Annotated in this window: 11 protein-coding genes; 3 read left to right on the plus strand and 8 right to left on the minus strand. The window is 32.7% G+C overall.

Annotation, left to right across the window (positions count from 1 at the left end; translation table 11 throughout):
* Positions 1-17: 17 nt before the first annotated feature.
* The 4 genes from HMPREF3247_RS07950 to cyoE form a co-directional block, all read right to left on the minus strand.
* Positions 18-452: a YlbF/YmcA family competence regulator gene (locus HMPREF3247_RS07950; RefSeq protein WP_000606480.1), complete on the minus strand. Its 435-nt coding sequence runs from the start codon at positions 450-452 to the stop codon at positions 18-20.
* A 15-nt stretch (positions 453-467) separates the two neighbouring features.
* Complete coding sequence (locus HMPREF3247_RS07955) at positions 468-1,505, minus strand: CAP-associated domain-containing protein (protein WP_000733409.1); 1,038 nt, start codon at positions 1,503-1,505, stop codon at positions 468-470.
* Positions 1,506-1,831: 326 nt separating this feature from the next.
* Positions 1,832-2,293, minus strand: a complete 462-nt coding sequence (locus HMPREF3247_RS07965) for a DUF420 domain-containing protein (RefSeq protein WP_000538766.1) — start codon at positions 2,291-2,293, stop codon at positions 1,832-1,834.
* Between the two features lie 24 nt (positions 2,294-2,317).
* Entirely contained in the window at positions 2,318-3,229 is a 912-nt protein-coding gene (cyoE, locus tag HMPREF3247_RS07970; RefSeq protein ID WP_000031401.1) for a heme o synthase, read from the minus strand.
* Positions 3,230-3,668: 439 nt separating this feature from the next.
* Between cyoE and HMPREF3247_RS07975 the strand changes: the two genes are divergently transcribed.
* Positions 3,669-4,580, plus strand: coding sequence for a COX15/CtaA family protein (locus tag HMPREF3247_RS07975; protein ID WP_000467123.1), 912 nt, complete (start codon positions 3,669-3,671; stop codon positions 4,578-4,580).
* A gap of 139 nt (positions 4,581-4,719) precedes the next feature.
* Here the strand turns inward: HMPREF3247_RS07975 and HMPREF3247_RS07980 are convergent, their stop codons facing one another.
* The 3 genes from HMPREF3247_RS07980 to HMPREF3247_RS07990 all read right to left on the minus strand — a co-directional run bounded on the left by HMPREF3247_RS07980 (position 4,720) and on the right by HMPREF3247_RS07990 (position 10,541).
* Positions 4,720-8,172, minus strand: a complete 3,453-nt coding sequence (locus HMPREF3247_RS07980; protein WP_000809512.1) for a pyruvate carboxylase — start codon at positions 8,170-8,172, stop codon at positions 4,720-4,722.
* Between the two features lie 553 nt (positions 8,173-8,725).
* A complete protein-coding gene (gene ftsW / locus HMPREF3247_RS07985) occupies positions 8,726-9,952 on the minus strand; it encodes a cell division peptidoglycan polymerase FtsW (RefSeq protein WP_000787940.1) in 1,227 nt (408 codons plus the stop codon).
* 313 nt (positions 9,953-10,265) lie between these two features.
* Positions 10,266-10,541 (minus strand): Fpa/YlaN family protein, encoded by a 276-nt coding sequence (locus HMPREF3247_RS07990; RefSeq protein WP_001118417.1) that lies wholly within the window; start codon positions 10,539-10,541, stop codon positions 10,266-10,268.
* A gap of 140 nt (positions 10,542-10,681) precedes the next feature.
* Between HMPREF3247_RS07990 and HMPREF3247_RS07995 the strand changes: the two genes are divergently transcribed.
* Both HMPREF3247_RS07995 and HMPREF3247_RS08000 read left to right on the plus strand, forming a co-directional pair.
* A complete protein-coding gene (locus HMPREF3247_RS07995) occupies positions 10,682-11,164 on the plus strand; it encodes a hypothetical protein (RefSeq protein ID WP_000614716.1) in 483 nt (160 codons plus the stop codon).
* Between the two features lies 1 nt (position 11,165).
* On the plus strand, positions 11,166-11,333 hold the full coding sequence (locus HMPREF3247_RS08000) for a YlaI family protein (protein ID WP_001250275.1): 168 nt from the start codon (positions 11,166-11,168) through the stop codon (positions 11,331-11,333).
* A 139-nt stretch (positions 11,334-11,472) separates the two neighbouring features.
* On the opposite strand, the gene typA is transcribed toward HMPREF3247_RS08000, so the two are convergent.
* Positions 11,473-13,320, minus strand: a complete 1,848-nt coding sequence (gene typA / locus HMPREF3247_RS08005; protein WP_000182654.1) for a translational GTPase TypA — start codon at positions 13,318-13,320, stop codon at positions 11,473-11,475.
* Between the last annotated feature and the right edge of the window lie 36 nt (positions 13,321-13,356).

A 13,356-nucleotide genomic window follows, 5' to 3' on the forward strand; every position in this document is an offset into this window, starting at 1 on the left:
TTCTGACTCGATGTTTTTTATAATGAACAATTACAGGATCCGCCCGTCGCACAACCACTATGTGATGTTTGAAAGAATGGATTACCTGTTTCTATTTTGACATGTTCTGAAACAGCGTACGCAATTTTCGTAACAACTTCATCTATTAAATGTTGAAGTGCCATTTCCCTAGCTTTGTAATGCATCACAACGTCAAGCATCTCATATGCTCTTTTGCGTTGTCTTGTCTCTAACATAACTTTCTTATAATCAGGATGATATTTCCCGAATCGCATTACTTCATCATATTTCTCTTTTGATTTTAAAAATGATTGATAAAGTAAATGTGCTTCGTCATTGTTTTCGAGCGCCTGTTTAGCTTGCTCAAATGATGCATAAATATCTGATGCAACTATCATATCAGCTAGTTCATCAATATCATCTAATATCGCTAGTGAAGCTTCATTAATCATAAATACCCCTCATTGTTATTTTTCTAAGAAAATTAGTGAATAATAATCTCTCATTACATCTCCACCCATCTCATCGTATTTTGAATTTAATAGACGAGATCGATGTATATCTGAATTCATCCAACTATGGATTAATGTTGGTACATCATTAAACGCATAACCAACATTTTGAGCAGTTGTTTTATAAGTAACGTGATTTTTATCTAATTGCCCTCTTAATGCGTCCTCTGTAAATTCAACACTATCAGAACCATTAGAGGTCGCTTCATATAAGTTATTAGATGCAATATGTGCTAAATCGCTATTGATTTTCAATGGTTTTAATCCTTTTAATTTTCTCATTTCATTCGTTACTTCATAAAGAGAAATTAATTGATTTGGATTTTGCTCAACTGGACGCTTATTATGCTCTTCTGACGTAGAATTAGAATTTAATTGATAAGGTTCAATATCTGCTAACATTTCTTTTGTTAAAAATCGTACACTTAGCACCTTTTTCGATTGTTGATCAGAATACACTTGTGCATATATGTCGCCATATTTAATCAGTGTTTGTGTTTTTAAATCTTCATCTGAAAGTTCAAATTCATATTTTTTACCATCAACTTTAAAGGACGGTTCTGGATTAATACTTGTATGATTAAAAATTTCTGCAGAATGTTGTCCTATTTTTAACGGACTAACATTGACTTTCTCACCTGTAGCATACACTGAAACGATCTCTTCACGTTTAGTTGAAACAATGTAATAACTGTTTTTGTCTTTAAACACATAATTTTTGTAACCATCTCTAAAAGGGTAGACACGATCTGCTTGTCCAAATTTAGAAGTAAGCACTTTAATATCTTTACCTACCCATGTACCAACACCTTCTTTAGGCTTTGGATTTTCAGCATGGTTATTTGATTTATTCACCTGTTCAGATCTATTTACTTTATTACCTTTATTCGGGTTCTCTAATACATCAAATTTTAATCTCGGTGAATAAAAAAGATATATTAAAAATCCAACTAAAAATAATACACCGACGACTCTTATAATTAACTTTTTCATCAATCAACCACCTAAAAAGTATTAATACTATTGTAAAAAACAACACATTAATTAGCAAATTTTCAACACTGACATAACTGTGTCGTTTCGATAAAACAAAATCATCTTCAGGCATAATTTTAACGTCATAAAGATTTTCCCTACACTCTATATCATAACCTATCTTTATGTTTTCAGGTTGAATTTCATTATTAAGATTAAAATATGTATAAAAAAATGGACAGTTAAGGTATCAAATGAATACCATCAACTGTCCGACTATTCTTCATCAAAAAACCTGATAAAACAAATTGCCTTATCAGATTAGTATCATTTGTATAAGCATATTAATGACCAAATGTTGCTTTAATCAGTGATGTCGTTTCTCCACCTGGATATAATACATATAATAATAAGTAAACTGCTACACCTGTAATTGCAGTACAGAACCATATAACTGAAGCGAATGGCCCGAATTTGCGGTGTACATTATATTTATCTTTAAATGCAGTAATAATTTGAACTAGGCCTAGAATACCACCAATTGTTGCTAAATTAATGTGGAAAAATAAGAAAATCGTATAATATTTCTTAATTGATGCTGGTCCGCCAAATGCTGTATTACCGATAAAAATCGTTCTACTTGCATAGATTAAGAAAAAAGTTAAAGCAAAAACAGCTGCAGCTAACATAACATTTTTGTGTTTATTTATTTCCCTTTTCCAAATAAGTCTCCAACCAATGGCAATTAAAATTGCACTAATGACAATACATGTCGTACTAATCGTTGGTAAAATTGGAACGCCCATATTTTTCATCCTAACTTAATTAATCTAGATCAAAGTAAGTAATGAAACAATCACAGCTAACACGAAAAAGATCACTAAATAATTTAGTGAATATATAAACATTTGTGTTGCCCATTTTGTTTGATCTGAATTTTTCTTAAATGTTGTTAAACCTAATGCAATCCATCCTAAATTTAATAATGTAGCTAACACTACGAATACGACACCTAAATTTATTAGTAATAAAGGTACTGGCAATAAAATAATCAACCAGATAAACATACTGACACGTGTACGTTTAAAGCCCTTAACTGATGGTAACATTGGAATATTTGCAAGTGCATATTCATCTTTACGTTTAATAGCTAAGGCATAAAAATGAATTGGTTGCCAACAAAATACAACTAAAAACAGCGCAATCGCTGTTAAACTAATTTGTCCTTCAATTGCAACCCATCCAATTAGTGGTGGTACTGCTCCAGGAAAACTCCCAATGACTGTGTTCCATGTTGTATGTCTTTTAGACCATATTGAGTAATAAGACACATAACCTACAATCCCCATAAGACCAAGTACGCCTGATGGTATATTCAATAAAAACAAACAAATTTCTCCAACTAACATCATACCAAAACTTAATAGTAATAAATTTTGATCTGTAATTCTATTATTTACAGTTGGTCTATTTTGTTTACTAGGCATAATACGATCAATATCTTGGTCGTAATAATTATTTAACGCACATGCGCCACCCATAATTAAAGTAGATCCAAATAGCATTAATAAAATTTGAGGTATTGATGATAAGAAGGAATGATTTGTCATTACAACTGCTAGCCATGCGCCCGCAAAAGCCGGAATTAAGTTACCTTGAACAAGTCCCATTTTAATTATCTGTTGCAATTCTTTGAAGTTAACTCTGCTAATATTTTGTGACAAAGTATGCTCTTTGCTCATAATCCCCCTCCTTAAATTTGTTCATATAAGATTATGATATCTTAGATTGCATAAAAAGACTAGGTTTAATAAAATTAAATTGTGACAAATTAACGACAAGAGAAAATGTCAATTTTGTGACACAAATAACATTTAATTTATTGCTATAATGTATATGTTAGAAAATTTTAATAAGTAGAATCATGCATCTAAAAGAGATTAATATTTAAGCTTCAAATTTGAGTAAACGTGGATTACATAATTATCCCAATAAAAAAATCATTACGATTAAGTTCTTTTTATGTCGTCCACATACAATACTTGTAAAATTAAATCATATTTCCTGCGTTGGATCCCATCTTTTCATATCCTACAATCAGGTCAATTTATAGTATCATCTCAAATCCGGCTATTAATTCTAATTCTCAGTGATGCGTTTTTTTATGATGGGGTGTATAAATTGTTTGGCAAAAAGAATTTAAAATGGTTAGGTGTCGTAGCAACGTTAATGATGACATTTGTACAACTTGGTGGAGCCTTAGTTACCAAAACCGGATCAGCTGATGGTTGTGGTTCTTCTTGGCCACTATGTCATGGTGCGTTGATTCCAGAATTCTTTCCTATTGATACGATTATTGAGTTAAGTCATAGAGCCGTTTCAGCTTTGTCTTTATTAATGGTCTTATGGTTAGTTATCACTGCATGGAAACATATAGGCTATATTAAAGAAATTAAACCTTTATCAATCATTAGTGTTGGATTCTTATTATTGCAAGCATTAATCGGAGCTGCTGCTGTTATTTGGCAACAAAACGATTACGTTTTAGCATTGCACTTTGGTATATCATTAATCAGTTTCTCATCTGTATTTTTAATAACATTGATTATTTTCTCTATAGATCAAAAATATGAAGCTGACGAATTATATATCAAAAAGCCATTAAGACGTTTAACATGGTTAATGGCAATCATCATTTATTGTGGTGTTTATACTGGTGCACTAGTGAGACATGCGGATGCAAGTTTAGCATATGGTGGTTGGCCATTGCCATTCCACGATCTTGTACCACATTCAGAACAAGATTGGGTTCAACTCACGCATCGTATCATGGCTTTTATAGTGTTTACGATTATTATGATTACTTATATTCACGCTGTTAAAAATTATCCAAATAACCGTACTGTTCATTATGGTTATACAGCTGCATTTATACTTGTTATATTACAAGTTATCACAGGTGCATTATCTATTATGACAAATGTTAACCTGATAATCGCACTTTTCCATGCATTATTTATCACTTATTTATTTGGTATGACAACATACTTTATCATGCTAATGTTACGATCAGTAAGAAGTGACAAGCAATAACAAAAAAGCAAACCGTAATTTTAATGGCACGCCCATTAAAATTACGGTTTTTTATATCAATATTTAAAATTAAACCTAAGCCATGTAAAAACGAGATTACACGTCAATTGTTGTGTAATCTCGTTTTATTTTAATCATTTTAGTCAGTTGCTTTTTCAATTTCGATTAATAAATCGCCTGTCGCTATTGTGTCACCATTATTTACAGTTACTTGTTTAATCACACCGTCAAATGGTGCTTGAATTGTTGTTTCCATTTTCATAGCTTCAGTAATTAGCAACGGCTGGTTAGCTTTCACAGATTCACCTACACTAACCTTGACTTCAGTTACTGAACCTGGCATTTGCGCACCGATATGACTTGGATTACTCTTATCTGCTTTTGGCTTAACGTTCGCATTTGTATGCACATTCTCATCTTTAATGTAAATACGTCTCGCTTGACCATTCATCGCATAGTAAATCGTTCTATTACCATTTTCATCTGGTTCACTAATCGTTTCTAGTTTAATAATTAATCGTTTACCCTTATCGATTTCGATTTCTACTGTTTCACCATTACGCATTCCAAAGAAGAATGTAGGCGTATCAAGTAACGATAAGTTTCCGTATTGATTTCTAGTTTGAATATATTGTTCATATACCTTTGGATATAATACATAACTAATAATATCTTGCTCCGTAACAGGACCTTGTTGCTCTTCTTCAAGCAACTCACGGACTTTTTCAAAATCAACTGGCTCTAGATATTCACCTGGACGAGCTGTTAGTGCTTCTTGGCCTTTTAAAATAACCGCTTGTAAATCTTTATTAAAACCATTTACAGGTTGTCCTATTTCACCTTTGAAGAACGACACTACTGATTCTGGGAAATCTAATTTATAGCCATCTGTAATCACGGATTGTTCATCAAGATCATTTTGTACCATATAAAGTGCCATATCACCAACTACTTTAGACGATGGCGTTACTTTTACGATATCACCAAATAAGAAATTCACTCTGCGATACATATCTTTGACTTCATCAAATCTTTCGCCTAAACCTAAACTTTTAGCTTGTTGACTTAAATTCGAATACTGTCCACCAGGCATTTCATGTTGATAAATTTCAGTATTCGGTGATTTGATATCACTTTCAAAGTCTGAATAATAAGTACGTACAGTTGACCAATAATGACTAAGTGACTCCATACCTTCAATATCAGTTCTAAGGTGGCGTGGGAAGCCATTTAATGCATAATATAACGAATTGGCGCTTGGCTGACTTGTTAAACCACTCATTGAAGCAACAGCAGTATCAATGATATCGACACCAGCATCTATTGCTTGTTTGTATGTTAATAAACCATTACCACTTGTATCATGAGTGTGAAGATGAATTGGTAAATCTACAGCTGATTTTAACTCACCAATCAATTCGTAAGCGGCTTTAGGTTTTAATAAGCCTGCCATATCTTTAATCGCTAAAATATGGAAACCTTCACGTTCTAACTCTTTAGCTAGTTTGACATAATACTCTAAAGTATAAATGTTTGATCGCTCAGGATTTAAAATGTCACCTGTATAACAAATAGTACCTTCAGAGATTTTGCCCGCTTCTTGTACTGCTTCATTGGCAACTTTCATTTGATCTACCCAGTTTAAAGAATCGAAAATTCTAAAGACATCTATGCCTGCTTTAGCACTTTCTTGTACGAATTTATGAATAACATTATCAGGATAGTTTTTATAACCAACTGCGTTTGAAGCACGTAACAACATTTGGAATAATACATTTGGAATAGCTTTACGTAGACGTTCAAGTCGTTCCCATGGGTTTTCCTTCAAGAAATTATATGCCACATCAAATGTAGCACCGCCCCACATTTCAAGTGAGAAACCATCTTTAAATACGTCCGCTGTTTTGGATGCGATATTAATCATATCCTTAGTTCTAACTCGTGTAGCTAATAATGATTGGTGTGCATCTCTAAAGGTTGTATCTGTTAGTAAGACATCATCCTGCTTTTTAACCCATTCAGCTACACCTTTTGGACCTACTTCATCAAGCAATTGTTTCGTACCACTAAATGAAGCGATTTTACTTGAAGATACAGTTGGAATTGATGCTAATTCATAGTCTGGTTTCGGACGTTTCTCAACATTTGGGAAACCATTAATTGTTACATTACCTATATATTCTAATGTTTTAGTACCTCTATCTAGAGACGGCTGAATGTCAAAAAGTTCTGGTGTTTCTTCAATAAATTTAGTTGTGTAATCACCACTTGTGAACTTTTTATTCTTCATTACATTAATTAAGAATGGAATATTAGTTTTAACACCACGAATACGCATTTCTCGTAATGAACGTACCATTTTTTCTTCTGCTTGTTTAAATGATATCGCGTGTGTAGATAATTTTACGAGTAATGAATCATAATAAGGTGATATCTCAGCACCTTGGAAACCATCTCCAGCATCGAGACGTACACCAAAGCCACCGCTTGAACGATAAGCAATGATTGTTCCAGTATCCGGCATGAAATCATTTAACGGATCTTCTGTTGTAATACGACATTGGATGGCATAGCCCAATGTTGTAATATCTTTTTGTTGCGGCATATTAATTTCTTCACCAAATAAATCGGCACCTGCTGCAACTAAAATTTGTGTCTTAACAATATCAATTCCTGTTACCATCTCTGTAATTGTATGCTCAACTTGTACACGAGGGTTAACTTCTATAAAGAAGAATTCGTCACCAGATACTAGAAATTCAACAGTACCTGCATTGACATATTTAATATTTTCCATCAATTGAATTGCAGCATCACAAATACGTTGACGTAATGTTGGTGATAATCCAACTGATGGTGCAACTTCTACAACTTTTTGATGACGACGTTGTACTGAACAATCACGTTCAAATAAGTGTACGATATTTCCATGTTCGTCACCTATAACTTGTACTTCAATATGCTTTGGATTATCAATGTATCTTTCTATGTAAACTTCACTATTACCAAATGATTTTTCAGCTTCTGATTTTGCTCTATGGAAAGCATCTTCTAATTCACTTTCTTCACGAACGATTCTCATACCTTTACCGCCGCCACCACTTGTGGCTTTAATCATTAGCGGGAAACCAGCTTCTTCTGCAAATTCTTTTGCTAATTCATATGATTTAATTGGACCGTCTGTACCAGGAATAACTGGTAAATCTGCCTTGATAGCCGTTGTACGAGCTTTAACTTTATCTCCAAACATATCTAAATGTTCTAAATGAGGACCAATAAATTTAATTCCTTCTTCTGCACAACGACGCGCAAATTGTTCATTTTCACTTAAAAATCCATAGCCAGGATGAATCGCATCCACATTCGCTTGTTTTGCTACATCAATGATACGCTCAATATTTAAATAACTTTCAGCAGGACCTAAATCACTTCCAACTAAATAGGATTCATCTGCTTTATATCTATGTAATGAACTTTTGTCTTCATTCGAATAAATTGCAACTGTGCTGATGTCTAATTCTGCCGCCGCTCTGAATATACGAATTGCAATTTCTCCACGGTTAGCAACAAGTAACTTTTTTATTTGTTTCAATAGCGATACACTCCTCAAACTATTAGAATTTTCTAACTAATTAGATAATAAAATTTTATCTTAAAGCGCTCTGTTTTGCTATAGTTATGTTTCAAATTTTCAAAATTTAACATTCTTGAGACAATTAAAACCTCCGCTTCAGAAATAATAATTTCAAAAATGACTATGCAACAACAGGTAGTTCACGTTTTTGTTGTGAAACATTTTCGATTTCTACAACTCTAAAAAATTAAAAATAAAATTGCAAAACATCAACATTTATTATCAATAGCGATAACTTTATCTTATCATCATGATTCTAATTTCGCCACCACATTTAGTAATTTTTAGTCATAAAATTTAGTTATAATTATACGTTGTTTTGTTTATAAAATTTGATAATCATGAGTAATCTCGTAATATCAAAACAAAAAGGAAGTTAAGCGTTGTTTGGTTGCCTAACTTCCGTTATTGAACTCATCAGTCCAATTTGACAAAGAGTATACAAATAGCCAATGTTTAGCATTGCTTAATGACAGAAGTCATCTCGTACTAAATATTGGCTAGTATTTTTTTAATTAAATTGTCTTCTTATATCAACTTTTTGTTGTTGTTTCTTTCGTTGCTGGTCTACTTTGATTTGTTTACCTACAATCAGAAGTAATCCCATAGCAATACTTAAACTAATCATTGATGATCCACCAAAGCTGATAAATGGCAATGGCACACCAGTTAATGGAATTGTTGCCGAAATACCGCCAATGTTTACAAACGTTTGACTTCCAAAGTATGTGGCAATCCCAACACACACAAGTTTATAAAAATATGATGATGTTTTATTTGCAAACTGGAAGGCACGATATACAATAAAGAACTCTAAAGTAATAACTAGCAATCCTCCGATTAAACCTAATTCTTCGCAAATAATTGCAAAAATAAAATCTGTATGTGGTTCTGGTAAATAGCCCAATTTCATTGCACTATTTCCTAATCCTTTTCCAAATACGCCACCGTTACCTATCGCAAGCAATGAATTGGAAATATGGTATCCAGTTCCTGATTCGAATTGGAATGGATCTGTTAGCGTACTAAATCTGGCTGTTAAATAACTTGGTAACCAACCAGCCATTAATGCAATGACAAATACTACTAAGAATCCTAGCACTGCTGGTATACCAAATCTTAGGACTTTGTTTACCCCAATTCCTGAATAAAAAATGATCGCAACTAAAATAATTAATATTAGTAATGTTTGCCCTACGTCTTTTTGTAGGAAAACTAAAAACGTACAACCTAATGCTAATACAATAGGACTTAAAATTAATTTTGGTTTACTTAATACTCTAGGCATTTTTTTACTGATCATAAATGGGATATATAATATGATTGCAATTTTTAATAACTCAGATGCCTGTAAGTTCATAAATCCTAAGTTTATCCAACTTTTAGAACCATTAATATCTTTACCTATTACTAACGTCAGTAATAATAGTGAGACGATAGTTATAATCATACCTTTTTGCACTTTAATATTACTCAGTAATTTAACATTCATTAAAAATGCAATAAAAAATACAATTATAAAACTCATTATGACATATGCTAATTGTCGGTTGTAAAAATACGTTCCTGGAACATCGATACCACCAGTCAATGTGCCTTTAGTTGCTGGAACCATACTTGCACTATATACCATAACTAATCCAATTAAACTCAATACAATATATGTAACTAATAACGGATAATCAATAAACTTTGAGGTTTTACCAATATACCGTAAAATACTTCTAAAATTCTTCATATATTCAGTCATCCAATTCTACAATTTATACTTCAAATGATTTCGTTTTATACTTTAATTTTAAAAATCCATGTTACTTATTATATACATGACACAGTCATAATCACAAATATTAACAGGTCTCTTGAGGTAATTTATAGAATATTTGTTTACTTAATATCGTGAATTGCTAAAACCCAATAAAAGTGACTGACATGTCATCAAGAAGACAACATAACAGCCACTTTAATCAGTAATTAAACTATAAATATAAAATCGGCGCAGCTCAATTGTCGATATCTCACGCCATTTTAATATGCTTATATATTAAACCTTAAACAAGTGTAAAAGCTTCATGTAATTTTGAAAGTTCTTTCTCAAGACGTAACATAATTTGTTTGCCATCTTCGCGGTCAACTAAACCTAATTTAACAGCAAAATCAACTTCTTTTTGAAGTCCAAACATTTGTGTATCTAGTACTTCTTCATATAATGGGCATGAAGGTAATGTTAAATTATCTAGTTGAACTTTAATCAGATGCAAGATTTCATCAGCATCTTTAGTCAATTGTTTCAAAGCTGCATTTTTCATTGTTGCTTGTTTCGCCATGACACGCTCCCCCTCTATATAAATTCTCAAGTCTTACTAAAAGTTTATCTTACTAAATATTAAAAAGCAAGTAGATTTAAAATGTGTCGTTAGCAATTTGTGTTAAAATAATGCTATATACATTGATAGGGAGTGGGAAAATGATACAAATTAAAGGAGCCGTAAAGTTTCCTATAACATTAGATAGTACGACTTGGATTTTCGATGATAGAAAAGTTAGCATCGAAGATTTAGAAAAAGGTGTATTTGATGGTTCAAAACCAATCGACTTTGAAGATAATCATGAATGGAATCGTGCTATCCTAGAAGGACAAACTAATCCGCCTACTTTAAATTCAGAAATAAAATATAAAAAACGTGCCATGTTAGAAGGTTCATTTGTCATTAATATGACACCTTTTTTCAAACATTCCGAACCACATGACTCTGCAACTACTATTCGATTATCAAATGAGCATAATCATTTAGATATACCGATAGATCTATTACCCTATTTATTTTTCCAATTTGCAAAAGACGGTAAACGACTTTACAGCGATAATGGTGTAGATAGTTTTATTTACAATCAAGAAGATGGTTATTCATATCGAATCAACCATGTAACTCATATTGAGGTGATTTAATTTGAGACAAGTGCAATGCATTATCTGTGATGCAAAAGTATTTATAGATGAGCGCACAACTGAGTCTAAACGACTTAAAAACAATCCTATTCGAACATTTATGTGTGATGATTGTAAAAGTCGATTAGACACACCTAAACAACGTGCGCAACACTATCCGCTCGATTAATATCTGAATAAACAAGTTAGAAATTTGAAAATGTGAAAGTAACAGGAAATAATAGCATTTAAACACTTTTTCAAATATTATATGCCAAAAGAGAAGCTAAGCAACTTTCATCGCTCAGCTTCTCTTTTATTATGTTAAATTATTCGTTTTCTTGCATCATTTGTTTGATACGCTTTGCTTCTTTTTCACGAACATTTTTGTTTAAAATTTTCTTTCTTAAACGTATGCTTTCTGGTGTAACCTCAACAAGTTCATCATCATTAATGAATTGTAACGCTTCTTCCAATGTTAGAATACGCGGTCTATTCATTGTTTGTGTTTGGTCTTTCGTTGCAGAACGTACGTTAGTTTGATGTTTTGTTTTAGTGATGTTAACAGTTAAATCATTTTCACGATTATGTTCACCAACAATCATACCTTCATAAACTTCAGTACCAGGTTCCATGAAGTTTACACCTCTATCTTCAAGTCCCAAAATGGCATAAGTACTTGCAGAACCTTGATCCATTGAAATTAATGCACCATTACGACGACCGCCAATTTGTGCTTTAATACGTGGTCTAAATTCTTCAAATGTATGGTTAATAATACCGTAACCTCTTGTCATTGACATAAATTCAGTCGTATAACCAATCATACCACGAGCCGGTACATTAAAGATTAAACGTGTAAGTCCATTATCAGTTGTAGTCATATCAACCATTTCACCTTTACGTGCACCTAATGATTCAATAACAGCACCTGCATTTTCTTGTGGCACTTCACATTGCACACGTTCAAATGGTTCACACATTACACCATCTATTTCTTTAATAATTACTTGTGGTTTTGAAACTTGTAATTCATAACCTTCACGACGCATATTTTCAATAAGGATTGATAAATGCAATTCACCGCGACCAGCAACTACCCATGTATCTGGAGAATCTGTGTTAGAAACTTTCAAAGATACATCTGTTTCTAATTGTTGATTTAAACGTTCTTGAATTTGACGCGCTGTTACAAAGTCACCTTCACGGCCAGCAAATGGAGAATTGTTAACTTTAAATGTCATTTCAAGAGTAGGCTCATCAATACGTAGAACTGGCAATGCTTCTTGATGGTCATGTGGTGTTACAGTTTCACCAACATTAATGTCTTCCATACCTGAAACAGCAATTAAATCTCCAGCTTGTGCTTCTTCAATTTCTAAACGTTTTAATCCAAAGTAACCAAAGATTTTAGTTACACGGAAGTTTTTCACTGTACCGTCTAATTTAATTAGTGATACATTATCTCCGACACGCATTTTACCTCTGAATACACGACCAATACCAATACGTCCAACATAATCATTGTAGTCCAACAATGCTACTTGGAATTGTAATGGCTCATCACTGTTATCAATTGGAGCTGGTACATAATCAATAATTGTTTCATATAATGATTGTAAATTATCATCTTGTTTTTCAGGATCTAAGCTAGCTGTTCCATTTACTGCTGAAGCATAAACAACAGGGAATTCTAATTGTTCATCGTTTGCTTCTAATTCAATAAATAAATCTAAAACTTCATCTACAACACCCTCTGGACGTGCTGATGGTTTATCAATTTTATTAACAACAACAACAGGTTTCAGGTTTTGTTCTAGCGCTTTTTTAAGTACAAAACGTGTTTGAGGCATTGTACCTTCATACGCATCTACTACTAAGACAACCCCATCAACCATTTTCATAATACGTTCTACTTCTCCACCAAAGTCTGCATGTCCTGGTGTATCCAAAATATTAATACGTGTACCTTTATAATCAACAGCCGTATTTTTGGCTAGAATCGTAATTCCACGCTCTCTTTCGATATCGTTAGAGTCCATTGCACGTTCATCGACATGTTCATTTTCTCTGAATATACCAGATTGTTTTAACAACTCATCTACTAAAGTTGTTTTACCATGGTCAACGTGAGCAATAATTGCTATATTGCGGACATCTTCTCTTTTATTAGTCATATAAATAGTTTCCTTCTTTCTTAAGTAAAATCCCAC

Origin of the sequence: Staphylococcus sp. HMSC36A10 (assembly GCF_001838845.1) — a bacterium.
Classification (GTDB): domain Bacteria; phylum Bacillota; class Bacilli; order Staphylococcales; family Staphylococcaceae; genus Staphylococcus; species Staphylococcus aureus.